Origin of the sequence: Kitasatospora sp. NPDC057936 (genome assembly GCF_042887525.1) — a bacterium.
Classification (GTDB): Bacteria; Actinomycetota; Actinomycetes; order Streptomycetales; family Streptomycetaceae; genus Kitasatospora.
In genome coordinates this window covers 32,788-59,343 of record NZ_JBHVPD010000010.1, presented here as the reverse complement: position 1 = coordinate 59,343, position 26,556 = coordinate 32,788, and the positions used below count along the sequence as shown (strand labels likewise).

22 protein-coding genes are annotated in these 26,556 nt (G+C 73.1%); 7 read left to right on the top strand and 15 right to left on the bottom strand.

The window, feature by feature from the left end:
- Positions 1-38 precede the first annotated feature (38 nt).
- The 3 genes from ACFVU9_RS08155 to ACFVU9_RS08145 all read right to left on the bottom strand — a co-directional run bounded on the left by ACFVU9_RS08155 (position 39) and on the right by ACFVU9_RS08145 (position 4,467).
- Positions 39-1,037 carry a polysaccharide deacetylase family protein gene (locus tag ACFVU9_RS08155; RefSeq protein WP_387591164.1) on the bottom strand — a complete coding sequence of 333 codons (999 nt, stop codon included), beginning with the start codon at positions 1,035-1,037 and terminating at the stop codon, positions 39-41.
- A 206-nt stretch (positions 1,038-1,243) separates the two neighbouring features.
- Entirely contained in the window at positions 1,244-2,137 is an 894-nt protein-coding gene (locus ACFVU9_RS08150) for a phosphotransferase (protein WP_380440963.1), read from the bottom strand.
- 113 nt (positions 2,138-2,250) lie between these two features.
- On the bottom strand, positions 2,251-4,467 hold the full coding sequence (locus tag ACFVU9_RS08145; protein WP_387591286.1) for an MMPL family transporter: 2,217 nt from the start codon (positions 4,465-4,467) through the stop codon (positions 2,251-2,253).
- A 534-nt stretch (positions 4,468-5,001) separates the two neighbouring features.
- Here ACFVU9_RS08145 and ACFVU9_RS08140 point away from each other — a divergent pair.
- From ACFVU9_RS08140 to ACFVU9_RS08125, 4 genes are all read left to right on the top strand, one after another.
- A complete protein-coding gene (locus ACFVU9_RS08140; protein ID WP_380440961.1) occupies positions 5,002-7,188 on the top strand; it encodes an MMPL family transporter in 2,187 nt (728 codons plus the stop codon).
- A 404-nt stretch (positions 7,189-7,592) separates the two neighbouring features.
- Complete coding sequence (locus ACFVU9_RS08135) at positions 7,593-7,796, top strand: cold-shock protein (RefSeq protein WP_218202470.1); 204 nt, start codon at positions 7,593-7,595, stop codon at positions 7,794-7,796.
- A gap of 180 nt (positions 7,797-7,976) precedes the next feature.
- On the top strand, positions 7,977-9,662 hold the full coding sequence (locus tag ACFVU9_RS08130; protein ID WP_387591159.1) for a DEAD/DEAH box helicase: 1,686 nt from the start codon (positions 7,977-7,979) through the stop codon (positions 9,660-9,662).
- 299 nt (positions 9,663-9,961) lie between these two features.
- On the top strand, positions 9,962-10,150 hold the full coding sequence (locus ACFVU9_RS08125; protein ID WP_387591156.1) for a hypothetical protein: 189 nt from the start codon (positions 9,962-9,964) through the stop codon (positions 10,148-10,150).
- 21 nt (positions 10,151-10,171) lie between these two features.
- Here ACFVU9_RS08125 and ACFVU9_RS08120 read toward each other — a convergent pair whose 3' ends face one another.
- The 11 genes from ACFVU9_RS08120 to ACFVU9_RS08070 form a co-directional block, all read right to left on the bottom strand.
- Positions 10,172-10,900, bottom strand: coding sequence for a sirohydrochlorin chelatase (locus ACFVU9_RS08120; RefSeq protein ID WP_380492709.1), 729 nt, complete (start codon positions 10,898-10,900; stop codon positions 10,172-10,174).
- An 11-nt stretch (positions 10,901-10,911) separates the two neighbouring features.
- Positions 10,912-11,814, bottom strand: coding sequence for an ABC transporter permease (locus tag ACFVU9_RS08115; RefSeq protein ID WP_380440950.1), 903 nt, complete (start codon positions 11,812-11,814; stop codon positions 10,912-10,914).
- Positions 11,801-12,604, bottom strand: coding sequence for an ABC transporter ATP-binding protein (locus tag ACFVU9_RS08110; RefSeq protein ID WP_380492873.1), 804 nt, complete (start codon positions 12,602-12,604; stop codon positions 11,801-11,803). The genes ACFVU9_RS08115 and ACFVU9_RS08110 overlap by 14 nt, the downstream gene beginning before the upstream one ends.
- A 171-nt stretch (positions 12,605-12,775) precedes the next feature.
- Positions 12,776-13,939, bottom strand: coding sequence for an aliphatic sulfonate ABC transporter substrate-binding protein (locus ACFVU9_RS08105; RefSeq protein WP_380440948.1), 1,164 nt, complete (start codon positions 13,937-13,939; stop codon positions 12,776-12,778).
- A gap of 244 nt (positions 13,940-14,183) precedes the next feature.
- Positions 14,184-15,530 carry a sulfate adenylyltransferase subunit 1 gene (locus tag ACFVU9_RS08100; RefSeq protein ID WP_380440946.1) on the bottom strand — a complete coding sequence of 449 codons (1,347 nt, stop codon included), beginning with the start codon at positions 15,528-15,530 and terminating at the stop codon, positions 14,184-14,186.
- Positions 15,531-15,532: 2 nt separating this feature from the next.
- Positions 15,533-16,471 carry a sulfate adenylyltransferase subunit CysD gene (cysD, locus tag ACFVU9_RS08095; protein WP_380440943.1) on the bottom strand — a complete coding sequence of 313 codons (939 nt, stop codon included), beginning with the start codon at positions 16,469-16,471 and terminating at the stop codon, positions 15,533-15,535.
- Positions 16,468-17,067 (bottom strand): adenylyl-sulfate kinase, encoded by a 600-nt coding sequence (cysC, locus tag ACFVU9_RS08090; protein WP_387591150.1) that lies wholly within the window; start codon positions 17,065-17,067, stop codon positions 16,468-16,470. Before cysC ends, cysD begins: the two co-directional genes overlap by 4 nt.
- Positions 17,068-17,107: 40 nt before the next feature.
- Positions 17,108-17,809 (bottom strand): phosphoadenylyl-sulfate reductase, encoded by a 702-nt coding sequence (locus tag ACFVU9_RS08085; protein ID WP_380440940.1) that lies wholly within the window; start codon positions 17,807-17,809, stop codon positions 17,108-17,110.
- Positions 17,790-17,987: a hypothetical protein gene (locus ACFVU9_RS08080; RefSeq protein WP_380440937.1), complete on the bottom strand. Its 198-nt coding sequence runs from the start codon at positions 17,985-17,987 to the stop codon at positions 17,790-17,792. The genes ACFVU9_RS08085 and ACFVU9_RS08080 overlap by 20 nt, the downstream gene beginning before the upstream one ends.
- Positions 17,984-19,708: a nitrite/sulfite reductase gene (locus ACFVU9_RS08075; RefSeq protein WP_387591147.1), complete on the bottom strand. Its 1,725-nt coding sequence runs from the start codon at positions 19,706-19,708 to the stop codon at positions 17,984-17,986. Before ACFVU9_RS08075 ends, ACFVU9_RS08080 begins: the two co-directional genes overlap by 4 nt.
- A 197-nt stretch (positions 19,709-19,905) precedes the next feature.
- Complete coding sequence (locus tag ACFVU9_RS08070; protein ID WP_310593185.1) at positions 19,906-19,989, bottom strand: putative leader peptide; 84 nt, start codon at positions 19,987-19,989, stop codon at positions 19,906-19,908.
- A 189-nt stretch (positions 19,990-20,178) separates the two neighbouring features.
- Between ACFVU9_RS08070 and ACFVU9_RS08065 the strand changes: the two genes are divergently transcribed.
- Complete coding sequence (locus tag ACFVU9_RS08065; RefSeq protein WP_380440932.1) at positions 20,179-21,474, top strand: YihY/virulence factor BrkB family protein; 1,296 nt, start codon at positions 20,179-20,181, stop codon at positions 21,472-21,474.
- Positions 21,475-21,617: 143 nt separating this feature from the next.
- Here ACFVU9_RS08065 and ACFVU9_RS08060 read toward each other — a convergent pair whose 3' ends face one another.
- Complete coding sequence (locus ACFVU9_RS08060) at positions 21,618-23,399, bottom strand: FtsW/RodA/SpoVE family cell cycle protein (RefSeq protein ID WP_387591144.1); 1,782 nt, start codon at positions 23,397-23,399, stop codon at positions 21,618-21,620.
- 309 nt (positions 23,400-23,708) lie between these two features.
- Between ACFVU9_RS08060 and ACFVU9_RS08055 the strand changes: the two genes are divergently transcribed.
- On the top strand, positions 23,709-24,704 hold the full coding sequence (locus tag ACFVU9_RS08055) for a cytochrome c oxidase assembly protein (protein ID WP_387591141.1): 996 nt from the start codon (positions 23,709-23,711) through the stop codon (positions 24,702-24,704).
- A 413-nt stretch (positions 24,705-25,117) separates the two neighbouring features.
- Entirely contained in the window at positions 25,118-26,179 is a 1,062-nt protein-coding gene (rsgA, locus tag ACFVU9_RS08050) for a ribosome small subunit-dependent GTPase A (protein WP_380441041.1), read from the top strand.
- Positions 26,180-26,556 lie beyond the last annotated feature (377 nt).

Genomic DNA, 26,556 nt, shown 5'->3' with positions numbered 1-26,556 from the left:
GGTCACCCGGAGCGCCGTCCGCCGGTGCGCCAACGTCCCTAGGCTGCCGGGAAGTCGAAGGTGTAGCCCTGGGCGACCAGCCACGGGAGCAGCTGCTTGAGCGCGGCCACGGTCTGGCTGCGGTCGCCGCCGCCGTCGTGCATGAGGATCACGCCGCCGGGCCTGAGCTGGCTCTGCACGGTGGAGACGATCGCCGGCACGCCCGGGCGGGACCAGTCGCGCGGGTCGACCGACCAGCCGAGGGACTTCATGCCGAGGCCCGCGGCGATGTGCTCGTTGTCGGCGTTGAAGCCGCCGCCGGGCGCGCGGAACCAGGTGACCTGGGTGCCGGGGCCGGCGGCCTTGACGATCATGTCCTTCGCGCCGGAGATCTCGGCCACGGCCTTGTCGTGCGGAAGCTTCTGGAACGGCTGCGGGTGGTGGACGCTGTGGTCGCACAGCCGGTGCCCGGCCGCGAGGACCTTCTTGACCAGGCCCGGGTTGGCGGCGGCGTTCTGGCCGATCTCGCAGAAGGTGGCCTTGACGTTGTACTGGGCGAGCAGGTCGAGGATCTGCTGGGTGGCCGGGCCGGGGCCGTCGTCGAAGGTGAGGGCGACGGTCCGGCCGCCGGAGGCGGTCGAGCCGATCACGCTGGTCGCCGAGAGCGGTGTGGCGGGCACGGCCGGGGCGGCAGCGGCGGTGGACGGGCTCGCGGTCGACGGACTCGCGTTGGACGGGCTCGTGCCGGCAGTGGTGTCCGGCGTCCTCGGCGTGCGCGGGGTGACCGGCGGCGCGGCCTGGCCGCCCGCGCCCGCGGTGACGGGCACGCCGTCCGAACCGGGCGTGCCCGGGGCGCCGGGCGCCGGGTCGGTGCTCGGCGAGATCGTGATCGCGCCCTTCGCGGACGGCGAGGCGCTCGGCTGGAGGGCCCCGCTGGCCGTCCCGCACGCGGCGACGCCCAGCGCGGCGGCGACGGCGGCACTGCCCATGATCAGCCGGCGGCGGAGGCGGGCCGAGCGGTTCGGGGAAGCGGGCCGGCGGGCGGCGGACTGGGGCATGGCGGCGGCTCCTGGGGAACTGGCGGCGGGTGCCGATCCTCTCGGTCAGGATGACTGTCCGATAGGACGCCGATCGTAGTTGCCCCGGTTGCGTGCCGGACCGCTCCGTCGTAGGAGTCTTCTCACAGCCGCCCGGGTTGGCGTCCGCCCGCCGCCACGGCTACCCCACCCGTCCCGCCGAGTCCCGCCGGGTCACTCCCAGACCCTCAGAACGGGTACCAGCGCACGTCCGTCGCCCCGTCGCGCAGCGAGTCGACCCGCCGCCGGAACTCCGCCAGCGCCGCCGGGCTGCCCGCGGCCTGCTGCGCGACCCACGAGGCGCTGGCCGTCTCGCGGGCGCCGCGCAGCACCGCGAACCCCGGCCAGTCGCGCACGTCCCACCCGTACGCGGCGGTGAACGCGAGGTACTCCTCGCCCGGCACGCCGTACCGGTCGTGGCTGAGCGCGAGCACCACGAGGTCGTGCTCGCGCAGGTCCCGCGAGACGTTCTCCAGGTCGAGCAGGACGGGCCCCTGCGGGCCCACGTGGACGTTGCGCGGCAGCGCGTCGCCGTGGATCAGCCCGGGTTCCAGGTGCGGGGCGAGGTCGGGCAGGGCGGCGGCGAAGGCGTCCCGGCGGCGGCGCAGGAACGCGACGTCGGCCGGGTCGACGTGGCCCTCGGCGGAGGCCAGCCAGCGCTCGACCGGGGCGAGCAGGTCGCGCCGGGCCAGCGGGAAGGGCGGCAGCGGCAGCCGGTGCAGGTCGCGCAGCAGCGGGGCGAGGTCGGCGGGCCGGGCGGGGCGGACGGCGGGGGCGAGCCGGTGCCAGAAGGTGACGGGGTGCCCGTCGGCGAGCTGCGGTCCGGGCGCGACGGCGTCGTACGGGCGGACCACCGGGATGCCCTGCCCCGCCAGCCAGTTCGCGACGGCGAGTTCGTGCCGTGCCCGCTCCCGCAGCCCGGGGCCGCGGCCGACCTTGGCGACGACGGCGGGCTCGCCGAGGTCGAAGACGGCGTTCTCGCCGAGCGCGAGCAGCCGCGCGTCGCCGGGGTCCGGGAGGCCGGCCGAGGCGCAGGCGTCGGCGAGCAGGACCCGGGCGCGGCCCTCGTCGAAGGCGGTCATGACCTGGCTCCGTTCCGCCGGCGTTCGTCCGGAGGCCTCCGGACGGTGATCATCATGACGCACGGAGGCCGGGCCCCGCGCGATGCGGAGCCCGGCGCCGGTGAGCGGGTGGCTCAGACCTCGATCCGGTGGCGCGGTGCGGCCGGGCCGTGGAGGGCGCCGCCGGTGCCGACCGGCGCGGCGGGCTCGCCGTGCGAGAGGTCGGGCAGCCAGTGGAGCAGGCGCGGCAGGTACCAGTTGCGCTCGCCGAGCAGGGTCATCACGGCGGGCAGCAGGACCGCGCGGATCACGGTGGCGTCGATCAGGACGGCGACGGCGAGGCCGACGCCCATCTGCTTCATCGCCTGCATCGAGAGGGTGCCGAAGACCGCGAACACCGCCACCATGATCACCGCGGCGCTGGTGACCACCCCGGCCGTGGAGCGGATGCCGTGGGCGATCGCGGCGCGGGTCGGCAGGCCGCGGTCGCGGCCCTCCTTGATCCGGGAGACCACGAAGACGTGGTAGTCCATCGAGAGGCCGAAGAGGATCACGAAGAGGAACAGCGGCACCCAGGACTCCACCGCCCCGACCCCGGCGGTGCCCAGCAGCGAGGCGCCGACGCCGTGCTGGAAGACCAGCGTCAGCACCCCGTAGGCGGCGCCCACCGAGAGCAGGTTGAGCACGACGGCGGTCGCGGCGACGGCCAGCGAGCGGAAGGAGGTGAGCATCAGGACGAAGGCGAAGGCGACGACGAAGCCGAACACGGCGGGCAGCGAGCCGGTCATCTTCGCGTTGAAGTCGTGCGAGCCGGCGGTCTGCCCGGTGACGGGGGCCTCGGTGCCGGGCACCTTGAGGACGGTGGCGGGCACGATGTCGTCGCGCAGGGCCTTGAGCGCGGCGTTGCTGGTGGCGTCGTTGCCGCTGCCGTCGAGGGGGATGTCGACGGTGGCGACGTTCTGCTCGCGGTGCACGGTGACGTCCACCGGGCCGTGCATCCGGCCGCTGGCGAGGGCGCGGGCCTTGAGGTCGGCGATCGCGGCGGTCATCGCGGGGGAGGAGATGTCGGTGGCCCTGATGACGACGGTCGCGGGGGCCGGGCTGCCGGGGAAGGCGGCCTCGATCTTCTGCGAGGCGGTCACGAGGGCGTTGCCGCGCGGCAGTTGCTGCTGGAAGGTCAGGTTGGCGGTGTGCATGGTGAGCAGCGGCGCGGCCAGCCCGAGCAGGAACGCCCCGGCGAGCAGGGTGGCCGCCAGCGGCCGGCGCAGCACCGGCGTGAGCACGGCGTTCCAGAAGCGCCCACCCGTGGTGGCCGCCTCCGGCCGGCGCAGCCTGCCGAGGAACGGCACCCGGCCCTTCGCGACGCGGTCGCCGAGCATCGACAGCAGCGCGGGCAGCACGGTGAGCGAGCCGAGGACGGCGGTGACCACGACGACGATGGTGCCGAAGGCCATCGCCCGGAAGTCGGCGATGCCGGTGAGGAACATGCCGGCCATGGCGACGACCACGGTGACGCCCGAGACCAGCACGGCCCGGCCGCTGGTGGCGGCGGCGACGGCGAGCGCGTCCGCGAGGTCCCGTCCGGCGGCCCGCTCCTCGCGCTCGCGGCGCAGGTAGAAGAGGCAGTAGTCGACGCCGACGGCGAGGCCGACCAGCAGCATCACCGAGCTCGCGTCGTCGCTGGTGTGCAGCAGCCCGCTGGCGAGGGCGACCAGGCCGCCGGCGGCGACGAACGCGGTGAGCGCGAGCACGACCGGCAGGACGGCGGCGACCAGCGCGCCGAAGGCGACCAGCAGGATGCCGAGCGCGAGCGGGACGGCCGTCCACTCGGCGCGGGTGAAGTCGTCGGCGAACTGGTCCTGGATCCACTTGCCCGAGCTCGCGTCGCCGAGTTCGACGACGGTCAGTTCGGGGTGCTGCTTCTGCACGCCGGCCACCGCGTCCATGACGGCGGGGACGTCGGCGACGGCCTCGTCGCGGTCGCCCTTGAGCGTCAGCTGGACGAGCGCGGAGTGGCCGTCCGCGGAAACGGCCTTGGTGTCGTAGGGGGAGCGGACGGCGGCGGCCTTGCCGGTGCCGTCGACCGCGGCGACCACCTGGGCGACGGCGGCGCGGAACGCCGGTGCGTCGGCGGTCAGTTCCGGGCTCTGGACGAGGACGGTCTCGCCGGCCGGGGCCTTGATCCCCGCGTCGTCGAGGATCCGCGCGGCCCGGGACACCTCGCCGGGCACCGATTCGTCGCGGCCCACCTTCGTGCCGCCGTGCATCCCGCCGAGCACGGCGGCGAGGACGACGAACAGCAGCCAGCCGAAGACGGCGGTCTTTCTGTGCCGGGCGCTCCAGGCGCCCATCGCGGCGGCCGTGCCGAGCCTGGTCTTCACGGACTTCCCCCTGGGAGAACGGCGGTCGTGCGCCGGGTGGTCGGCGGCCCCCGGCCGCCGGGCGCCGGGGTCGCGTTCCGGCGTCGTGAAAGACGGTAGGGAAAGGCGAGTCGGGCCGTAATCCGGCTGGCGGGGTACCCGGCCCTGGTGCCCGCCTCGGGGCCGGGGCGGGGTTTTCCCTACCTTCCGACCCTGATCCCTCATCCCCGGGGGTGGGGGCAAGCTCCACCCTGAGGGGGAGCGGTCTCCACCCGGAGCACGAGGTCAAGGGGTATGCGGACGGGCGAGACTGGTGCGGGGCCGCGGACACGGGGGGCCTCACGGGGGCGGCCTGCGAAAACAACTTGCCGGGCGGCAAGCAAGTACTCGTAGGATGAGTCTCCAGACCAACTTACCTGCCGACCGGTAAGGGGGCGCCCGCGCGCGTCCTCGGCCGGTCCTGCCGTCGCCCGGCGTCCCGTCCCCAAGGGCTGCGGTGAACCATGCCCAGGAGGCATCACGAGCATGTTCCACCGACTAGGACACTTCGTCGTCCGCCGCGCCTGGTGGGTGATCGCGGCGTGGGTCGTCGCGATGATCGCCATCGTCGCGAGCGCGCCCGCCGTCACCTCGCAGACGGACGAGTCCGCGTTCCTGCCCAAGCACTACGAGTCGATCCAGGCGGCGCAGCTCCAGGAGCAGGCGTTCCCGTCGAGCTTCACCCCCGCCGCCCTGCTGCTCTTCGAGCGCAACGACGGCCAGAAGCTCACCGCCGAGGACCAGACCTCGATGGAGAAGGTCGTCAAGGGCCTGACCGACGAGAACATCCCGGCCGTCCAGCAGATCCTGCCGGTCTCCGAGAAGGCGAAGTCCGCGGACGGCAAGTACGCGCTGTCCATGGTCGCCATCGACAAGTCCAAGATGCAGGACAAGGAGTACACCGACGCGGCCAAGAAGCTGCGCGAGGACGGCTCCAAGCTCGCCGACGGCACCGGCCTGAAGTTCCAGGTCGGCGGCCAGGCCGCCAGCAGCCTCGACCAGCAGGACGCCTCCGGCGCCACCGACATGATCGTCATGCTCGGCAGCCTGCTGCTCGTCATCCTGATCGTCGGCATCATCTTCCGCAGCATCCTCGCGGGCATCCTGCCGGTGCTGCTCTCGCTGGTCATCGCGATGCCGGTGGCCAACGGCCTGATCGCCGACGCGATCAAGATGTTCGACCTCAAGTCCTCCCCGATGACCTCGGCGATCCTGATCATCGTCGTGCTCGGCGTCGGCACGGACTACTTCCTGTTCCTCGCCTTCCGCTACCGCGAGCGGCTGCGCACCGGCGAGGACCGCAAGACCGCCGTGGCCAACGCCGTCGGCCGGGTCGGCGAGGCGATCGCCTCCGCCGCTGGCGCGGTCGCCGTGGCCTTCGCGGTGCTGATCCTCTCCAGCCTCGGCATGTTCACCGCGCTCGGCCCGGCGCTCGCCATCGCCGTCGTCGCGACCGCCCTGGTCTCGCTGACCCTGGCCCCGGCCGTGCTCACCGTCATCCCGTCCAAGGCCGTGTTCTGGCCGGGCAAGAAGTGGATGCAGGAGCCCAAGAACGCCCGCTTCGCCGCGCTCGGCCGGATGACCGGCAAGAAGCCCGGCCTGGTCGCCCTGGTCTCCGGCGGCGTCCTCGTGGTGCTGGCCCTGGCCGGCCTCAACTACAACGGCACCTACGACCTCGCCGGCAGCTCCATGCCGAAGAACAAGGAGTCGATGGTCGTCCAGGACAAGCTGATGACGGCCTTCTCGGCCGGCGCGGCCGACCCGAGCCACGTCTACCTGACCTCCACCAACGGCGCCAAGCTGAGCGACGCCGCCCTGAAGGACTTCGCCGGCAAGCTCGGCGCGGTCGACGGCGTGGCCGGCGTCGTGACGCCGAGCGCGGAGAACAAGGCGATCAGCGCCGACGGCACCACCGGTGACTTCACCGTGCTGCTCAAGGACGCCCCGGCCTCCAACAAGGCGATCGACACCATCGGGAAGGTCCGCGACGCCGCCCACGCGGCCGCCCCGGCCGACTCGAAGTCGCTGGTCGGCGGCATCACCTCGGTGTACAAGGACATCAACACCGCGATGGTGCACGACTACACGCTGGTCTTCCCGATCGCGGCCCTGCTCATCATGCTCATCCTGGGCCTGCAGCTGCGCAGCGTCGTGGCCCCCTGGTACCTGATGGCCTCGGTCGGCCTCGGCTTCGGCGGCACCCTCGGCGCCACCACCCTGCTGTTCCAGAACATCAAGGGCGAGCCGGGTCTGATGTTCATGCTGCCGATCTTCATCTACCTGTTCGTGGTGGCGATCGGCACCGACTACAACATCCTGATCATCGCCCGCCTCCGCGAGGAGGCCCGCGAGGGCCGCAGCCCGCGCGAGGCGGCCAGCGAGGCCATCAAGCACGGCGGCCCGACGGTCGCAGCGGCGGGCTTCATCCTGGCGGCCTCGTTCGCGACCTTCATGCTCGCGGGCAACGTCCTGTTCATGGAGCTCGGCTTCTCGCTGGCCTTCGGCATCGTGCTGGCGGCCTTCGTGATGGCGATGTTCTTCACCCCGTCGCTCACCGCGCTGCTGGGCCATCGCGCCTGGTGGCCCGGCCACGGGGACGGCGGCGGCCACGGCGGTGGCTCCGTGCCGCTCCAGGACGCGCACGGCGTGCCGGAGCCGGCCGGGCGGCGCTGAGCGCCCGGCCGACCCGTCCGGCCGGCTCGTCCGGCCGGGTGACCCGGCCCACTGGTCCGACCCGGTGGTCCGACTCACCGGGCCGGACCACGGGTGCGGCCCACCGGACCGACCCGGTGGTCCACAGGCGGCGTCCCGCTTCGGCGGGGCGCCGCCTGCCCGCTTCCCGGGGCCCGCAAACGTGATCTCCAGAGCACAAAATCCCCCGGTCAATCGGGGTGTCCCCGTGCTACAGTCGAACCAGTTGCAGTTTTGGTTCCCATGAACGCTTGTGTGCGCCTGCTGGTCCCAACCAACAGGCGCATTTGTTTTGTCCGGTGTTTCAGTCTCCGGATGGGGATCGCGGCTACTTAGGGGTTCACGCGGTGTGGATCCCTGATGCCCCAGTTTTAGAGGAGACGGTTATGGCTACCGGCACCGTGAAGTGGTTCAACAGCGAAAAGGGCTTCGGCTTCATCGAGCAGGCCGAGGGCGGCCCGGACGTGTTCGCGCACTACTCGAACATCGTTGCTCAGGGCTTCCGTGAGCTCGTCGAGGGCCAGCAGGTCGAGTTCGACGTGACCCAGGGCCAGAAGGGCCCGCAGGCCGAGAACATCCGCGTCATCTGAGTCCAGCCCCCGAGCTGACTCGCGATCTCGCGTAGCGGGGGCCCGCACCGCTCGGTGCGGGCCCTCGCGCATGCCGCCACACGGCGGCAGAAGCCGCCATACGGCCGGGGCGGCGTATCTCCCACCGACGGCCGACCAGCCCGTACCCCGGGCTGCCGCCGACCGACCGACGGAGAACCCGTGACCACCCCTGCCCGCACGCCGCGCGACCGCGGCGCCCGTTCCGAGGGCGCCCGCACCGAAGGCGCCCCGCGCACCCGCAAGCCGCGCGGCCGCACCGGCGCCGGCCCCGCCGCCGGATCCCGCACCGCCGGATCCCGCGCCCCCAAGACCTCCCGCGCCACCGCCGCCGCGCCCGCCGACTTCACCGTCGTCCAGGGCACCCCGTCGCGGCCCCCGGCGGCCACCTTCGCCGAGCTCGACCTGCCGAAGGCGATCCTGTCCGCGCTCGGCCGCGAGGGCGTCACCGAGCCGTTCCCGATCCAGGGCGCCACGCTGCCCGACTCGATCGCCGGGCGCGACGTGCTCGGCCGCGGCCGCACCGGCTCCGGCAAGACCCTCGCCTTCGGCCTGCCGCTGCTCGCCCGCACCGCCGGGCGCCGCGCCGACGCCCGGCACCCGCTCGCGCTCGTGCTGGTGCCCACCCGCGAGCTCGCCCAGCAGGTCACCGAGGCGCTCACCCCCTACGCCACCGCCGTCAACCTGCGGATCACCACCGTCGTCGGCGGCATGTCGATCGGGCGCCAGGCCAACGCCGTCCGCCGTGGCACCGAGGTCCTCGTCGCCACCCCCGGCCGGCTCGACGACCTGATCGGCCGCGGCGACGTCATCCTGTCCGACGTCGCGATCACCGTCCTCGACGAGGCCGACCAGATGGCCGACATGGGCTTCCTGCCGCAGGTCACCAAGCTGCTGGAGCAGGTCGCCGAGGGCGGGCAGCGGATGCTCTTCTCCGCCACCCTGGACCGCAACGTCGACCGCCTGGTCAAGCGCTTCCTCTCCGACCCGGTCACCCACTCGGTCGACCCCTCGGCCGGCGCGGTCAGCACCATGGACCACCACGTCCTGCAGCTCGACCCGGCCGACAAGGCGTCCACCACCGCGCACATCGCCTCCCGCGACGGCCGCCTGATCATGTTCGTGCACACCAAGCACGGCGCCGACCGGCTCGCCAAGCAGTTGCTCGCCAACGGCGTCAAGGCCGCCGCGCTGCACGGCGGCAAGTCCCAGCCGCAGCGCAACCGCGTCCTCGACCAGTTCCGCGACGGCCACGTCACCGCGCTGATCGCCACCAACGTCGCCGCCCGCGGCATCCACATCGACGGCCTCGACCTCGTCGTCAACGTCGACCCGCCGGTGGACCACAAGGACTACCTGCACCGCGGCGGGCGCACCGCCCGGGCCGGCGAGTCCGGCACGGTCGTCACCCTCGTCCTGCCCGAGCAGCGCCGCGAGGTCAACCGGCTGATGACGGTCGCCGGCATCCGCCCGACCGTCACCAAGGTCCGCCCCGGCGACGCCGACCTCGCCAAGATCACCGGCGCCCGCACCCCGAGCGGCGTCGCCGTCACCGTCGCCGTCCCGGTGCCCGCCGCCGAGGCCGACGCCAAGCCCAAGGCCGAGGGCAAGGGCGCCCCGCGCCGCCGCCCCGGCAAGCGCTCCGGGCTGCCCGCCGACGTCGACATGAACGGCAACCCGCGCCGCCCCCGCCCCAAGCAGCGCATGGGCGCCGCCGCCCAGGCCCAGGGCGAGCGCCCGCAGGCGGCCGGCTTCATCGGCCGCTCCTCCGGCCGTGCCAAGCCCGGAAGCGGCGCCAAGTCCGGCTCCAACTACGGGACGGGCCGCCAGCGCCGCACGTTCGACTGACGCACACACACGCGCGGAAGGGCGCTCTCCGGGACTCCGGAGGGCGCCCTTCGCCGTATTCGCCGTCGTCGGGCCGCATTCAGGGCCGCGCTCAGACCGTGGCGGGGGCCGGCGCGAGCAGCCGCAACCGCCCGTCCGCCCATGAGGTGTCGGCGGCGCTCAGGGGCGCACCGTGGCCAGCGGCAGCCTGGTGACCTTGGGCGTCATCACCCTTCGGGATTACACGACTTGAGAGATGCGGCCGTTCGTCAGCATCCTGTCGAGAGTGCCGTCGCGCATGGAGGAGAGGGTGGCGAAGGATGACCGACAGTGAAGCGGATCTCGAAGCGATCGCCGAGTACTACGAGACGCACGAGCTGACCGAGGAGGAGATCATGAGTGCCGAGCCGGCCGAGCCGGTGCCGGCGCTCGAACGCCACCTCAAGCGGGCGCGCCGCTGGGCGGCCGTTGAGGACGCCGAGGAGACGCACTGGGCAGGAAGGCTGTGAGGTGACCGTCGGCTCGCGGGCTCAGGCCGTGAGGGCGGGGATTGCTCGCGACGTCCGCAGGGCCTCGTCGTAGCGCTCCAGGAGGAGGGTGGCCAGTTCGGGGGCCGCGCCCAGGACGTCGGCGCAAAGGTCGGCCTCGGTGGCCGCCTCGGCGATACGGTCCGGGAGGCGGCCGGGCGCCAGGAGGTAGGGGGACACGGCGGTGCGCGCGGCGCCCGCGGCGTGCAGGGCGGCCAGGGCCTCGGGGACGCGGGGGCCCGTGCCGGCCGCGTAGGCGACCTCGACCGCGGCCCAGCCGCGGGTGCGGCGCCACTCGGCGGCCACCGCGCGGGTGGCGGCGTCCGCCGCCGGGTCGGAGGAACCCGCCGCCGCGAGCACCACGCCCGTGCGGGCCCGCACCGCCGCCGACGCGACGTCCAGGCCCGCCCCCGCCAGCCGCCGGTCGAGCGCGGCGAGCAGCAGCGGCGACGGACCGAGGACGTCCGCCACCGGCAGCCCCGCGCCCGCCGCGCGCAGGGCCGCCGGGATGTCGTGCTTGGCGTGGAACGCCCGGTTCAGCAGGAGCGGCACCGCCACCGCCGCCCCGAGCCGCCCGACCACCTGCGGGATCCGCGGCGCGCAGTGGTCCAGGTACGCCGTCGCGACGTCGAGCCCGGGCCGCTGCGCCCGCACCCGGTCGACGAGCGCGGCCACCGTCGCGGCGTGCCGCGGGTCGCGGCTGCCGTGGGCGATGAGGAGGAGGGCGGTCATGCGGTGCGTCCCTACTTCGCGGCGGCCAGCAGGCCGCGGTTGCGCAGCACCCGGCGCTCGACCGGGGTGAACACGAGCAGCTCGATGGCGATCCCGACGAACAGGATCAGGAGGATGCCGAGCAGCACCCCCGGCATGTCGGAGAACTCGCGCTGGTTCTCCAGGTACCGGCCGAGGCCGAGCCCGAGGTCGGGGGAGGAGGCGACGAGTTCGGCGGCCATCAGCGAGCGCCAGGAGAACGCCCAGCCCTGCTTGAGCCCGGCCAGGTAGCCGGGCAGCGCGGCGGGCAGCAGCACGTGCCGGGCACCGGTGAGGCCGGTGGCGCCGATGGTGCGCCCGGCGCGCAGGAACAGCGGCGGCACCTGGTCGATCCCGGCGACGAGGCCGTTGGCGATGGACGGCACGGCGCCGAGCAGGATCACCGCGTACATCATCGAGTCGTTGATGCCGAGCCAGATCACCGCGGCCGGCACCCACGCGACCGACGGCAGCGACTGCAAGCCCTGCAGGACCGGGCCGATCGCGGTGCGCACCGGCTTCACGCGGGCGACGACCAGGCCGATCGGGGTGCCGATGACGACGGCCAGCAGGAAGCCGGACAGGCCGCGCCACACGCTCGTCCAGATGATCGAGAACAGCGTGCCCTGGTACCAGAGGTCCTGCGCGGAGTGCCACACGGCCGCCGGGCTGGGCAGCTTGTCGGACGTGGTGAGGTGCAGGCTGTACGCGCCCTGCCACAGCGCGAGCACGACCAGGACGCCGAGCAGCGGCGGCAGCGCCTTCTGCCGCAGCACCTCGCCGAGCGAGCTGCGCCGGGCGGAGACGGCGTCCAGGGCGTCCAGGCCGGCGCCGACGTCGGCGGTGTCGGCGGCTCCGCGCTTGTCCAGGACGGGGGTGGTGTCAGTGCTGGACATGGCGACGGATCTCCCCACGCAGTTCTTCGGTGATCTCGATGGACAGGTCGGCGACGCCGGCGGACTCGATGCGCCGCGGCTGCGGCAGGTCGATGTGCCACTCGCGGGCGATGCGACCGGGGCGGGAGGAGAGCAGCACCACGCGCTGGGCGAGGCGCACGGCCTCGCGCACGTTGTGGGTGACGAACAGGACGGACAGCTGCCGCTCGGCCCAGATCCGGGTGATCTCGTCGTGCAGGACGTCGCGGGTGATGGCGTCGAGCGCGGCGAACGGCTCGTCCATCAGCAGCACCTTGCTGCCCTGGGCGAGGGCGCGGGCCATCGCGACGCGCTGGCGCATGCCGCCGGACAGCTCGTGCACGCGCTTGCCGTAGGAGCCGCTCAGGCGCACGAGTTCGAGGAGCCGCTCGGCCTCGGCGCGCCGCTCGGGGCGGGGGACGCCGGCGAGCTTGAGGGCGAGTTCGATGTTGCGCCCGGCGGTGAGCCAGGGGAACAGCGCGTGCTCCTGGAACATCAGGGCGGGCCGGGCGCCGGGCACCTCGATGCTGCCGCGGGTGGGGCGGTCGAGGCCGGCGACGAGGTTCAGCAGGGTGGACTTGCCGCAGCCCGAGGCGCCGAGCAGCGTGACGAACTCGCCGGGCGCCACGTCGAGGGTGATGTCGTCCAGGACGTGGGTCTGCGCGCCGGGGCGGCCGAAGGACTTGTGCACGTGCGAGATCCGGACGGCGGGCGCGGGCGCGGCGCCGGCGGTGCCGGGGGCGTCCGCCGAGGTGGTCAGTGCCGAGGTCATCCGGGCACCTCCTGCGTGAGTGGTCATGGGCCCCTCCTGCCCGTCGGCGGGCAGGAGGGAGGGGCGGGGAGCTTGGGAGCCGGGGTCCGGCCCCGCCCGTCCGGTGGGCATCGATCGGGGATCGACCGGGCGGGCGGGGGTCCGGACCGCGGAACTGGAGGGGAGACGGCGCTACTTGGCGCCGAGTCCGGCGTCCGCCACGGGGGCCTGGCCCTTGGCCGCGAGCACCTTGTTCAGCGGGCCGAGGTCGTAGATCCCGTTCAGGTTGGGCTTCTTGAGCAGCCCCGCGGTCACGGCGTGGTCGGCCTCGGCCTGCAGGGTGCCGGCCAGCGGGTCGTCCAGGAAGTCGATGTCCGCCCAGGCCGGGTCGAGGATGGCCGGCTCCAGCGCGCTGCCGGACTCCTTCTTGATGGCCTCGTTGGCGTCGGCCTTGGCCTTGTCCGGGTTGGCCTTGATGAAGGCGTTGGCGTTCACCGAGCCGCGCAGCACGGCCTCCACCACGTCCGGGTGCTCCTTGAGGAACTTCTGCGAGACGATGATGTTGGTGATCACGAACTTCTTGTCCGGCCAGAGGTCCTTCTCGTTGAGCAGGACCTTCGCGCCGAGGGTGACCAGCTTGGAGGCGGTGGGCTCGGGCACCCAGGCGCCGTCGATGGAGCCCTGCTTGTAGGCGTCGGGGGTGACCTTGTTGTCGGTGCGCACCACCGAGACGTCCCCGGCGCCGGTGCTCGGGTCGACCTTGTAGCCCTTGCCCGCCAGGTAGTTGAGCAGCGCCACGTCCTGGGTGTTGCCCAGCTGCGGGGTGGCGATCTTCTTGCCCTTGAGGTCGTCGAGGGAGGAGACCTTGTCCGGGTTGACGACCAGCTTGACCCCGCCGGAGGCCGAACCGCCGATGATCCTCAGCGACTTGCCGTCGGACTTGGTGTAGCCGTTGATCGCGGGGGAGGGGCCGATCCAGCCGATGTCGATGGAGCCGGCGTTGAGCGCCTCGATCTCGGCCGGGCCCGCGTTGAAGACCTGGGTCTTGATCTTGGTGGCGCCGAGCTCCTTCTGGAAGAGGCCCTCCTGGAGGCCGACCAGGGCGGTGCCGTGGGTCAGGTTGGCGAAGTAGCCGATCTTGACCGTGTCGGCGGAGAGCTTGTCGCCGGCGGCCGAAGCCCCGGCGGCGGAGGAGCCGGCGTCGCCGGAGGACTTCCCCTCGGCCTTGGAACCGTAGCTGCACGCGGACAGCAGGGCGACGGTCGCCAGGCCGGCGACGGCGGCCGCGGCGGCGCGTCTGATCCGCCCGGCGTTGGGGCGGATGCGGGTATGCAGGAGGGCCTGGATCGGTGCCATGGTGATGTCCCGTTCGCGGACGGACCGTCAGGAGGCGGTCTCGGGGCTGGAGTTCGGAAGGTGGTGCTTGCGGCATCGCGGATGCCGGGCAAGCCGGGCGGCTGCGGGGGAGGCGGCCCGGTGACAGGGCGTTCTCAGCCCTGTCGGCCCACACATCGGGTCAGTCCGCCCTGGCCACTGCCGAGGACGCCGCTGCCGATGCGGCCGCCTTCCTTGTCCATGCCCGAGAACGCCTCGCTGGGCATCAGACCCAGTCCTCCTCTTCGGTGGCGTCGTTGACGTCGGTGCTGCGTACGGTGTCGAAGGCCTCGCCCGCCATGCCGGCGGTGAGGGTGGTGCCGTCGGCCGGGTCGATCAGCAGGAACGATCCGGTGCGGCGGTTGGCGGAGTAGGTGTCGAGCGCCAGCGGCTCGGCGGTGCGCAGCACCACGTGGCCGATGTCGTTGACGTTCAGCCCGTCGGCGCCGGAACGACGCTCCAGGGTGTCGATGTCGATCCGGTAGGAGATCTCCTTGACGAGCGCGCGGACGGTGCGGGTGGTGTGCTTGAGCAGCACCTTGTCCCCGGCGCGCAGCGGGCGCTCGTTGAGGTGGCTGACGGTCGCCTCGATGTCCTTGGTGGGGACGGGGGCGGGGCCGGCCGCGATGAGGTCGCCGCGGGAGACGTCGATGTCGTCGGCGAGGCGCACGGTGATCGACTGGGGGGCCCAGGCGATGTCGGTCTCCTCGCCGAGCGCGTCGATGCCGGCGACGGTGGTGGTGTGGCCGGAGGGCAGGACGGTGACGGCGTCGCCGACGCGCAGCACGCCGGAGGCCAGCTGGCCGGCGTAGCCGCGGTAGTCGGGGTGCGCCTCGGTCTGCGGGCGGATGACGTACTGGACGGGGAAACGGGCGGGCTCGGCGCTCGGGTCGCTGCCGACCGGGACGGTCTCCAGGTGCTCCAGCAGGGTCGGGCCGCCGTACCAGTCCATGTGGGCGGAGGGCTCGACGACGTTGTCGCCGGCGAGGGCCGAGATCGGCACGGCGAGGACGTCCTTGACGCCGAGGGAGGCGGCGTAGGCGGTGAACTCGGCGGCGATGGCGGCGAAGACGGGCTCGGCGTAGTCGACGAGGTCCATCTTGTTGACGGCGAGGACGACGTGCGGCACGCGCAGCAGGGCGGCGACGGCGGCGTGCCGGCGGGTCTGCTCGACGACGCCGTTGCGGGCGTCGACGAGGACGACGGCGAGCTCGGCGGTGGAGGCGCCGGTGACCATGTTCCGCGTGTACTGCACGTGGCCCGGGGTGTCGGCGAGGATGAACCGGCGCCGGGGGGTGGCGAAGTAGCGGTAGGCGACGTCGATGGTGATGCCCTGCTCGCGCTCGGCGCGCAGGCCGTCGGTGAGCAGCGCGAGGTCGGGCGCGGCCTGTCCGCGGTTGCGGGAGGCGTGGGCGACGGCCTCCAGCTGGTCGGCGAGCACGGACTTGGAGTCGTGCAGGAGGCGGCCGACGAGGGTGGACTTGCCGTCGTCGACGGAGCCGGCGGTGGCGAAGCGCAGCAGCGACGTGGCGGTGCCGGTCTGGGTCATGCCGGCCTGGGTGGTGCTGGTCATGGCTAGAAGTACCCCTCGCGCTTGCGGTCTTCCATCGCGGCCTCGGACAGCTTGTCGTCGGCCCGCGTCGCGCCGCGCTCGGTGAGGCGGCTGGCGGCGATCTCGGCGATCACGGCCTCGATCGTGGTGGCGTCGGAGTCGACGGCGCCGGTGCAGGACATGTCGCCGACGGTGCGGTAGCGGATCAGGCGCCGCTGGACGGGCTCGTCCTCGCGGGGCCCGCCCCATTCGCCGGCGGTGAGCCACATGCCGCTGCGGGAGAAGACGTCGCGCTCGTGGGCGTAGTAGATCTCCGGCAGGTCGATGCCCTCGCGCTCGATGTACTGCCACACGTCGAGCTCGGTCCAGTTGGAGAGCGGGAAGACGCGCACGTGCTCGCCGACGGCGTGCCGGCCGTTGTAGAGCGACCACAGTTCGGGGCGCTGGCGGCGCGGGTCCCAGGCGCCGAACTCGTCGCGCAGGGAGAAGACGCGCTCCTTGGCGCGGGCCTTCTCCTCGTCGCGGCGCCCGCCGCCGAAGACGGCGTCGAAGCGGTTGGTCTCGATCGCGTCGAGCAGCGGGACGGTCTGCAGCGGGTTGCGGGTGCCGTCGGGGCGCTCGCGCAGGACGCCGCGGTCGATGAAGTCCTGGACGTGGGCGACGTGCAGGCGCAGGCCGTGCTCGGCGACGACGCGGTCGCGGTAGGCGATGACCTCGGGGAAGTTGTGCCCGGTGTCGACGTGCAGCAGCGAGAAGGGCACCGCGGCGGGCCGGAAGGCCTTGAGCGCCAGGTGCAGCATGACGATGGAGTCCTTGCCGCCGGAGAAGAGGATCACCGGGCGTTCGAACTCCCCCGCGACCTCGCGGAAGATGTGCACCGACTCGGCCTCCAGCGCGTCCAGGTGGGACAGCGCGAACGGGGTGTCGTCGGCCTGCACCGTGTGCTGGGTCGCGGTGGTCATGCGAGGCCCCTTTCGGTCAGGAAGGCGTGCAGCTCGGCGGCGGACTCGGTGACCGCGCGGCCCTGCGTCTGGAGGCGCAGCTCCGGGTGCTCCGGCGCCTCGTACGGGTCGTCGACGCCGGTGAGGCCGGAGATCTCCCCGGCGGCCTGCTTGGCGTACAGGCCCTTGACGTCGCGTTCGGCGCACAGCTCGACCGGGGTGGCGACGTGGATCTCCAGGAACTCGGTGCCGGCGGCGGCGTGGCGCTCGCGGACGGCGGCGCGCGAGTCGGCGAACGGGGCGATCACCGGGGCGAGCACCTTGACGCCGTTGGCGGCCAGCTTCTCGGCGACGAAGCCGATCCGGGTGACGTTGGTGTGCCGGTCCTCGCGGGAGAAGCCGAGGCCCTTGGAGAGGAACTCGCGGATCTCGTCGCCGTCCAGGACCTCGACCCGGTGGCCCTCGGCGCGCAGCCGCTCGGCGAGGGCGAAGGCGAGCGTGGTCTTGCCCGCGCTCGGCAGCCCGGTCAGCCACACGGTGGCGCCGCGCTCGCAGGGGGCGGCCGCGCGGGCCGCCTCTGCGGCTCCGTTGGCGGCCGGTGTGTCGGCTGTCGTCACGGTGGGGTTCCTTCTGGTCGGTTGAGGGTGGTTCGGAGGTTCAGAGGTGGATGCCGCACTCGGTCTTGCCGGAGCCGGACCAGCGGCCGGCCCGCGCGTCCTCGCCCTCGGCGGGCTTGCGGGTGCAGGACAGCGGCGAGCAGCCGATCGAGGTGTAGCCCTCCCACAGCAGCGGGTTGAGCAGCACCCCGTTCGCGGCGACGTAGGCGTCCACGTCGTCCTGCGTCCAGCGGGCGATCGGGGCGAGCTTGACCTTGCGGCGCTTGGGGTCCCACGACACCACCGGGGTGTTCGCCCGGGTCGGCGACTCGTCGCGGCGCAGGCCCGTCGCCCACGCGTCGTAGGCGCCGAGGCCGCGGTTGAGCGGCTCGACCTTGCGCAGCGAGCAGCACAGGTCCGGGTCGCGGTCGTGCAGGTGCGGCCCGTGCTCGGCGTCCTGCTCGGCCACGGTCCTCAGCGGCGTGAGCGTGATGACGTTGACCGGCATCGTCGCGGCGACCGCGTCCCGGGTGCCGATGGTCTCCGCGAAGTGGTAGCCGGTGTCCAGGAACACCACGTCCACGCCGGGGAACACCGAGGAGGCGAGGTGGGCGACGACCGCGTCCTCCATGGAGGAGGTGACGCAGAACCGCTTGCCGAAGGTGTCGGCGGCCCAGCGCAGGATCTCCTGCGGGGTCGCCTCCTCCAGGTCGCGGCCCGCGGCGGTCGCGATCGCCTCGTAGTCAGTCGTCGTGCCGGTCAACTGCGCTTCCCCCTTCGCTCGGTCCCCCCGCGGCGGCGGGCGACAGCAGGCCGAGGAACTTCAACTGGAAGGCCCTGCGGCAGCCGTGGCATTCCCAGGAGCCGTGCCCGGCCTCGGAGGGGCGCAGGTCCTCGTCCCCGCAGTACGGGCAGAAGAACGGTGCGGCTCGCTCACTCATGAGAGCTGCTCCTCGGTGGCCCGGGCCGTCCACTGGGCGAAGCGCTCGTCCTCGGTGCGGTCGGCCTGGTAGCGGGTCAGGAGCCGCTCGACGTAGTCGGGCAGGCCCGCGCTGGTGACCTTCAGGCCGCGGACCTTGCGGCCGAACCCGGCCTCCAGGCCCAGTGCGCCGCCCAGGTGCACCTGGTAGCCCTCGACCTGGTCGCCGTGCTCGTCGGTGACCAGCTGGCCCTTGAGGCCGATGTCGGCGACCTGGATGCGGGCGCAGGCGTTCGGGCAGCCGTTGATGTTGATGGTCAGCGGCTCGGCGAACTCCGGAAGGCGCTCCTCCAGTTCGTCGATCAGGGTGCGCCCGCGCTCCTTGGTCTCGACGATGGCGAGCTTGCAGTACTCGATGCCGGTGCAGGCCATCGTGCCGCGGCGGAACGGCGACGGCGTGACGCGCAGGTCGAGCGCCTCCAGGCCGGCCACCAGCGACTCGACCCGGTCCTCGGCGATGTCGAGGACCAGCATCTTCTGCTCGGCGGTGGTGCGCACCCGGTCGCTGCCGTGGGCCTCGGCGAGGTCGGCGATCTGGCCGAGCAGCTTGCCGTCCACCCGGCCGACGCGCGGGGCGAAGCCGACGTAGAAGCGGCCGTCCTTCTGCTTGTGGACGCCGACGTGGTCGCGCCAGCGGCCGGCCGGCTCGGCGGGCGCGGGGCCGTCGGTCAGCGCGCGCCCGAGGTACTCGTCCTCCAGCACCCGGCGGAACTTCTCCGGGCCCCAGTCGGCGACGAGGAACTTCAGGCGGGCGCGGTTGCGCAGGCGGCGGTAGCCGTAGTCGCGGAAGATGCCGATGACGCCGCCGTAGACGTCGGCCACGTCCTCCAGCGGGACCCAGGCGCCCAGGCGCACGCCGAGCTTCGGGTTGGTGGACAGGCCGCCGCCGACCCACAGGTCGAAGCCGGGACCGTGCTCGGGGTGCACGACGCCGACGAAGGCGACGTCGTTGATCTCGTGCGCGACGTCGAGCAGCGGGGAGCCGGAGACCGCGGACTTGAACTTGCGCGGCAGGTTGGAGAAGTCCGGGTTGCCGATGAAGCGGCGCTGGATCTCCTCGATGGCGGGGGTGCCGTCGATGATCTCGTCCTCGGCGACGCCGGCCACCGGCGAGCCCAGGATGACGCGCGGGGTGTCGCCGCAGGCCTCGGTGGTGGACAGGCCGACGGCCTCCAGCTTCTGCCAGATCGCCGGGACGTCCTCGATCCGGATCCAGTGGTACTGGACGTTCTGGCGGTCGGTCAGGTCGGCGGTGTTGCGGCCGTACTGCTCGGACACCTCGGCGATCGCCCGCAGCTGGGCGACGGTCAGCCGGCCGCCGTCGACGCGCACGCGGAGCATGAAGTACTCGGCGTCGAGCTCGTGCGGATCCAGGATCGCGGTCTTGCCGCCGTCGATGCCCTCCTTGCGCTGGGTGTACAGCCCCCACCAGCGCATCCGCCCGCGCAGGTCGGCCGGGTCGATCGAGTCGAAGCCGCGGTGCGCGTAGATCGTCTCAATGCGTGTCCGCACATTGAGACCGTCGTCGTCCTTCTTGAACTGCTCGTTGGCGTTCAGCGGGGTGTGGTGCCCCATGCCCCACTGGCCCTCACCGCGGTGGCGGGTCACCTTGCGGACCCCGGCGGGGCGGCGCTCGGCGGCACTGTCGGCCGTGGGCTCGACGGTCTCGGGGGAGGTGGCCATGGTGAAGTCCTTCGGGGCAGGTGGCTCTGACGCCGGGTGGGTCGCTGGGCGTGCTCGACCGGGCGGTGCTCCTGTGACCTGCTGTTTCTCAGGACCGTGAGGGCAGTGACCGGGCCGGGCGGGCGCCGTGCGCATCCACGTCGGCGGGGATGGCGAGGTGGTGGCGCCGGGGTGCGGTGGTGGCGGCGGGGTGGGGCTCAGGTCACCGGACAGATGGCGCTGGACACGCGAAGGAGATCGACGTGGAGTCGACCTACCAGGGTGGTTCCGGCGCTAGGCATGGCAAGAGATTCGCACGGCGCACGACTCGCGGTCCACTAACGTCCGCATCATGGACGCTGTGGTTTCGGAATGCGGGACGCCGCCGCGTTCCCGCCGCTCCCCCCGCCGCCCGCCCGGAAACCGGCGGACGCACGCCCGGGGCCCCGCTGAGATCAACCGGCCGGGCCCGGCCCGATACCGTTAGCCCTGTGCAAGCAGCAGGCGATACGAGCAGACCGCACCCCGAGCGGCCCTCCCGACGCCGGGGCAAGGGCTCCCGGCGCGCGGCCAAGCAGGCCACCTGGCGCCGCACGGCGTGGGAACTGGTCCGGGACACCACCAACACCTGCGTCGAGTACCGGGTCACCGGCCTCGCCGCCGAGGCGGCCTTCTTCACCCTGCTGTCGATCCCGCCGCTGCTCCTCGGCCTCGCCGCGACCCTCGGCTACCTCGACCAGGTCCTCGGCGCCGGCACCATCGAGCGCCTCAAGCACGACATCGTCTCGGCCTCCGGGACGGTCCTCTCCGACTCCTCCATCAACGACGTCGTCGTGCCGCTGCTCAACCAGGTGTTCGACACCACCCGGCCCGACCTCATCTCGATCGGCTTCCTGCTCTCGCTGTGGTCCGGCTCCAGGGCCCTCTACATCTTCATCGACACCATCACCGTCATGTACGGCCTCGACGGCAAGCGCGGCATCGTCAAGACCCGCCTCATGTCCCTCGGCCTCTACCTCGGCGCCCTCCTCATCGGCTCCCTCGTGCTGCCGCTGCTCATGGCCGGGCCCGGCCTCGTCGAGAACGCCGTACCGGGCATCGCCGGGCTCGTCGGCGCCGCCTACTGGCCCGTCGCCATCGCCCTGCTGATCGTCTCCCTCACGACGCTCTACCACCTCGCCGTGCCCGTCTCCACGCCCTGGCGCGAGGACATCCCCGGCGCCCTCGTCGCCCTCGTCGTCCTCGTCTTCTGCAGCGTCGCGCTGCGCCTGTACCTCGTCAGCTCCGTCGAGGGCCCCTCCGTCTACGGCTCGCTGGCCGCGCCCGTCGCCGTCCTGCTGTGGATCTTCGTCGTGGCGCTCGCCGTGCTCATCGGCGCCGCCATGAACGCCGCCATAGACCGGCGCTGGCCCACCCTGGAGACCGCCGACGCCCGCGCCGAGAACGAGCGCGCCCACGAGGCCGCCGCCGCGGCCACGGTCCGCGAGGTCGCCGCCCGGCGCGCCGCCGAACGCGCCCGCCGGGCCCGCGAACTCGGCCTCGCCGAAGGCGCCGAGGAGGAGTGGGGCGAGGACGAGGGCGACGACGTCGACGTGCCCTCCGAGTACCCCGAGCGCTGGGCCGACGTCCTCGCCGCCGACAACGTGCGCGGCCGCCTCACCGCCCGCGGCGGCCCCCACCACCGGCCCACCCCGCCGCCGCCCGACAGCGACCGGCCCACCGCCCCGCCCCCGGAGTACCCGCCGCCCGGCTACCCGCCGCGGCCGCCCTGGGACCAGCAGCGGTAGGACGTGCGACCGGGCCTCCCCCGCGGGTGCGGGGGAGGCCCTGTGTCGTTCGCTGCTTCGCTTGCTGCTTCGCTGCGGCCGGTGTGCCCGGTGTGCCCGGTGTGCCCGGTGTCCCGGTGTTTCCGGGGCGCCCTTGCGGCCCGTCAGGCGGTCGCCGGGTTCTGGTTCGGCGGGTACGGGCCGGGCGGGTACGGAGTCGACGGCTGCGGAGTCGACGAGTGCGGAGTCGACGAGTGCGGTCCGGACGGCTGCGCCGGCGTGTGGAAGCCGCCGCCCAGCGTGCCGTCCGGCCGGGACGGATCCGGGGCGGTGCCGTAGCCGGGCGCCGTCGGGAAGTCCGCCACCGCGCCCGGCCGGCCTGCCTGCTGCCCACTCGCCTCGGGCGCGGGCTCGGACCCCGGGCCCGACGGCGTGCCGTGCGCGGGCGTCCGGCCCGGGGTCTGACCGGCCTGGCCGTCCCCCTGACCGGCCTGGCCGGCCCTCTGGTCGCCCTGGGCCGGGCGCTTCGAGGCCACCTGCGCCGGGAAGTCCGTGCTCGGCAGCGCCGGCTCCAGCGCCGTCCGCCCCGCCGAGTCGCTCAGTTTGATCAGCAGTGCCACCGTCAGCCAGTTCGCCAGCAGCGACGAACCGCCCGCCGCCAGGAACGGCAACGCCTTGCCGGTCAGCGGCACCAGGCCGCTCACCCCGCCGACCACCACGAACACCTGCAGCGCCAGCGCCGTCGACAGACCCGTCGCCAGCAGCTTCCCGAACGGGTCGGTCAGCCCGACCGCCGTCCGCAGACCCCGCTGCACCAGCAGCAGGTACACCAGCAGCACGGCCGTCACCCCGGCCAGGCCCAGCTCCTCGCCGATGGTCGTGAAGACGAAGTCGCTGCGCCCGGCGAAGCCGATCAGCCACGGCCGGCCCGAGCCCAGGCCCGTCCCGGTCAGGTGCCCGGTGCCCAGGCTGAACAGCGCCTCGGCCGGCTGGTCGGAGATGATCGCCTTGTCGTGCACCGGCTTGTAGATGTCGAGCGGGTGCAGCCACGCCTCGACGCGGCCGTGCACGTGCGGCTCCAGGGTGCCGACCACCGCCGCGCCGCCGACCGCCATCAGCAGGCCGAGCACCACCCAGCTGGTGCGCTCGGTCGCCACGTACAGCATCACGACGAAGATGCCGAAGAAGATCAGCGAGGTGCCGAGGTCGCGCTCGAAGATCAGCACCAGCAGGCTCATCACCCAGATCGCCAGCACCGGCCCGGCGTGCCGCCCGCGCGGCAGGGTCATGCCCCAGATCTTGCGGCCGGCCAGCGCGAGCGCGTCCCGCGAGGCCATCAGGTAGCCGGCGAAGAAGATCGTGATCGCGACCTTGACGAACTCGTCCGGTTCGAAGGAGAGCCCGAACAGGCGGATCCAGCGCTTGGCGCCGAAGTCCTCCGGACGCCCGGGGAAGAACGCGGGCGCGGCCAGCAGGACGAGCGCCCCCGCCATCAGGATGTAGACGTAGCGCTGGAAGAACCGGTGGTGCTTGATGAACACCACCAGCGCGAGGGACACCACGACCGCGATGAACACCCACATGAACTGCTGCGGCGCGGCCGGGAGCTTCTGGAAGTCGCCCTTCTTCGCGTGCGCCGCCGCGTAGGAGATGTCCAGCCGGTCCAGCAGCATCAGCCCGAAACCGGTCAGGAACACGCCCAGCGGCAGGATCAGCGGGTCCGCGTACGGGGCGAACCGGCGCACCGCCATGTGCGCCGCGCCCACCAGCCCGACCAGGGGCAGGAGCCGCATCAGCAGGTTCGGCGGCATCTTGCCGGTCAGCGCCAGATCGGCGTCGATGTGTCCCGCCACACAGACGGCCACCGCGAGGGCCAGCAGGCCCAGCTCGATGTTGCGGTGGCGCGCCGCCAGCCGGCGGCCCTCGCCGCGTGCAGTGCTTTGCACCCTTGTCGTCCCCTTGTTGTCACCCACGTGGCCGGTATGCCGACGGTGCATCCTGCCAGACGAACGTGCCCCTCCGCCGGTTGCGCATGGGGACGGAACGGGGCGAAAACTTTGCCTCGGCAAAGCTTCGGCAAGGTTTGGCAAAGCCTTGTTCAGGGTGGGGTATAGAGAGGCCCCCTGGCCGCGGTGATCCACTGCCCACCGGCCATCATGGCGGGGCGCCGGACACCGCGAACGGACCCCGGCGCACCCCGAGCCCGCCCGGGCACGGGGCCGGCGGCAGCACGGCGTGGACGAGGTGGCGGACGGATGGACGGCTCGGTGCAGGCGCTCGGCTACAGCGGGCCGCCGGCCTGGCAGTGGTCCGACCTCGCCACCTCGTGGACCGCCGAACCCCTCGTCCTCGGCCTCTCCGTCCTCCTCGGCGCCTGGTACCTCCTTGCCGTCCGGGCCGTCCACCGCACCGGCGGCGAACGCTGGCAGCCCACCCGCACCGCGGCCTTCCTCGGCGGGCTGCTCCTGTGGATCTGGGCCACCTGCTCCGGCCTCGGCCTCTACGACCGCGTCCTCTTCACCGACCGGGCCGTCCAGGTCGTCCTGCTGCTCATGGTCGTCCCGCTGCTGCTCGCGCTCGGCGCGCCGGTCTCGCTGCTCGTCGGGTCCGCGTCCGAGCGGCGGCGCGAGCGGATCCTGCGGGCGCTGCGCAGCAAGCCGTCCAAGGTGCTGATGTTCCCGGCCGTCTCGACCGCGCTGCTGATGGCGCCGCCGTGGCTCCTCTACTTCACGCCCTGGTACGAGTGGTCGGTCTCCAGCGGCGCCGGGAACCTCGTGCTGCACTTGGTGCTCGTGCTGCTCGGGCTCGCCTACTTCTGGCCGCGGCTCCAGATCGACCCCGTCGGGCACGAGTACCCGCACCTGGTCGGGCTGTTCATCACCTTCGCCGAGGTGATCTTCGACGCCGGGCTCGGGATCGTCCTCATCTACGGCGGCCACCTCGTCGCCGAGCACCACTACGTCGCCCTCGGGCGGCCCTGGGGGCCGAGCCTCGCGCAGGACCAGACCTGGGGCGGCAACGCCTTCTGGGTGCTGGGGGACCTCGTCGGGCTGCCGTTCCTGGCCGCGCTCGTGCGGCGCATGGTGGTGCAGGGGCGCGAGGAGATCAAGGCCGTGGACGCCGAGCTGGACGCCCGCTTCGAGGAGGCGGCGGCCCAGGCGCGCGCGGAGGGTCGCGAGGAGGAAGAGGAGACCGGGATGCGGCCCTGGTGGCTGGACGACCCCAACCTCAAGCACCGCTACGGCGGCTGATCCCGCCCTCACCCGCGCATTTCCGCAGGTCAAAAACCTGTTGGCGCGGGAACTGTTCTTCGCTAGCGTTTCTCCCGTCCGGTTCGGGCGCCCTCTTCGGGCCGCCCGAGGAGTAGAGAGCAGGAGGTGAGCCCCATGGCCGTCGTTGCCCCGATAGCTGCCCTGGGCAGCACGCGCGATCACCTCCTTTTCCCGGCCGCCGGCTGACGTTCCGAGCCAGCCGCAGCCCGCCGGGATCATCTCCTCCCGAAGGGCCCACTGCGTTGTTCAACGCTGCCTCCGTTCCGTCGTACCCCTCTTCTTCCTCCTCGTCCTCCCCGGCCGCTGAGCACATCGAGCTGCCTGAGCACGCCGAGCGCTCTGAGCACTTCGAGCGCCCTGAGCACGCCGAGAGCTCTGAGCTCTCCGCCGCGCTGTCCGGCTACGGCTGGACGGCCGAGCTCGACGAGCTGTTCAACCCGCTCGCCGAGGCCGGTCTCGTCCCGGCCCGCATCGTCCGCGTCGACCGCGGCCAGTGCGACGCCGTCCTGGCCGACCCCGAAACCGGCGAAGCGCGCACCGTCCGGCTCGACACCCGGCCGGTCGGCGACGCCGACATGATCAACTGCCCGTGCACCGGCGACTGGGCCGCCGTCGACCTCGACGCCCAGCCCATGGCCGCGGTCACGGCGCTGCTGCCGCGCAGCACCGCGATCATCCGCAAGGTCGCCGGCAAGCGCTCCGACGGCCAGGTGCTCGCGGCCAACGTCGACACCGTCCTGATCGCCGCCTCCCTCGCCGCCGACCCCGACCTCGGCCGGATCGAACGCTTCCTCGCCCTCGCCTGGGAGTCCGGCGCCGAACCCGTCGTCGTCCTCACCAAGGCCGACCTCGTCGACGACGCCGAGTTCATCCGCGCCGACGTCGAAGGCGTCGCCCCCGGCGTCACCGTGCTCGTCGTCAGCGCCGAGACCGGGGAGGGCATGGACGTCCTGCGCGCCTGCACCCCCGGCACCACCGCCCTCATCGGGCAGTCCGGCGTCGGCAAGTCCACCCTCACCAACGCGCTCGCGGGCGCGGCTGTCATGACCGTCCAGGCCGCCCGCGACGTCGACCAGAAGGGACGCCACACCACGACCACCCGCGAACTCATAGCGCTGCCCGGGGGCGGCGTGCTCATCGACACCCCCGGACTGCGCGAAGTCGGCCTCTACGGCGGTGAGGGCGTGGACCTGGCCTTCGCCGACATCGCCGAGCTGGCCGAGGAGTGCCGCTTCCACGACTGCGGCCACCACACCGAGCCCGGCTGCGCCGTCCAGGCCGCGCTGGAGGAGGGCACGCTGCCGCAGCGGAGGTGGGAGAGCTACCGCAAGCTCCAGCGCGAGAACGAGTGGATCGCGTCCCGGTCGGACGCCCGGCTCGCCTCGGCGCGGCTGAAGAAGTGGAAGACGATCACCAAGTCGATGCGGAAGGAGAACGGCCCGGTCCGGCGCTGACACCGCACACCCCGCAAGGCTGGGCACCGGGCCCGGTGCCCAGCCGGCGGAGGGTGGCGAGGGTTGGAGGGCTGTGGCAGAGGGGTGCACTTGAGGGCTGTACCTGATGGCTGTGCCAGAGGGCCGCGCCGGGTGGCGGGCGGGTGGGTGGGTGAGGTGGCCGAGGCGGCCGAGGTGGGTGGTGGGCGCGCGCGGGTGGGTGGGTGGCGGAGGGTGGGAGGGGGAGGGGGGAGGGGAGGGGGCCCGGCCGGTCAGGTCCGTAACTCTCAAGCAGCGGTCCCGTGGGGGGGGCCGCCGGGGGGCGGGCGCGCCCCGGGGGGGGAACGCGGCGGGGGAGGGGGGGGGGTGGGGGGGGGGGTGGCCCCCACCCACAGAGT

Bases quoted from the DNA above. Each gene is read 5' to 3' on its own strand.
- ACFVU9_RS08155 (WP_387591164.1), bottom strand. From the start codon at position 1,037: ATGCCCCAGTCCGCCGCCCGCCGGCCCGCTTCCCCGAACCGCTCGGCC.
- ACFVU9_RS08150 (WP_380440963.1), bottom strand. From the start codon at position 2,137: ATGACCGCCTTCGACGAGGGCCGCGCCCGGGTCCTGCTCGCCGACGCC.
- ACFVU9_RS08145 (WP_387591286.1), bottom strand. From the start codon at position 4,467: ATGGGCGCCTGGAGCGCCCGGCACAGAAAGACCGCCGTCTTCGGCTGG.
- ACFVU9_RS08140 (WP_380440961.1), top strand. From the start codon at position 5,002: ATGTTCCACCGACTAGGACACTTCGTCGTCCGCCGCGCCTGGTGGGTG.
- ACFVU9_RS08135 (WP_218202470.1), top strand. From the start codon at position 7,593: ATGGCTACCGGCACCGTGAAGTGGTTCAACAGCGAAAAGGGCTTCGGC.
- ACFVU9_RS08125 (WP_387591156.1), top strand. From the start codon at position 9,962: ATGACCGACAGTGAAGCGGATCTCGAAGCGATCGCCGAGTACTACGAG.
- ACFVU9_RS08120 (WP_380492709.1), bottom strand. From the start codon at position 10,900: ATGACCGCCCTCCTCCTCATCGCCCACGGCAGCCGCGACCCGCGGCAC.
- ACFVU9_RS08115 (WP_380440950.1), bottom strand. From the start codon at position 11,814: ATGTCCAGCACTGACACCACCCCCGTCCTGGACAAGCGCGGAGCCGCC.
- ACFVU9_RS08110 (WP_380492873.1), bottom strand. From the start codon at position 12,604: ATGACCTCGGCACTGACCACCTCGGCGGACGCCCCCGGCACCGCCGGC.
- ACFVU9_RS08105 (WP_380440948.1), bottom strand. From the start codon at position 13,939: ATGGCACCGATCCAGGCCCTCCTGCATACCCGCATCCGCCCCAACGCC.
- ACFVU9_RS08100 (WP_380440946.1), bottom strand. From the start codon at position 15,530: ATGACCAGCACCACCCAGGCCGGCATGACCCAGACCGGCACCGCCACG.
- cysD (WP_380440943.1), bottom strand. From the start codon at position 16,471: ATGACCACCGCGACCCAGCACACGGTGCAGGCCGACGACACCCCGTTC.
- ACFVU9_RS08080 (WP_380440937.1), bottom strand. From the start codon at position 17,987: ATGAGTGAGCGAGCCGCACCGTTCTTCTGCCCGTACTGCGGGGACGAG.
- ACFVU9_RS08075 (WP_387591147.1), bottom strand. From the start codon at position 19,708: ATGGCCACCTCCCCCGAGACCGTCGAGCCCACGGCCGACAGTGCCGCC.
- ACFVU9_RS08070 (WP_310593185.1), bottom strand. From the start codon at position 19,989: ATGCCTAGCGCCGGAACCACCCTGGTAGGTCGACTCCACGTCGATCTC.
- ACFVU9_RS08055 (WP_387591141.1), top strand. From the start codon at position 23,709: ATGGACGGCTCGGTGCAGGCGCTCGGCTACAGCGGGCCGCCGGCCTGG.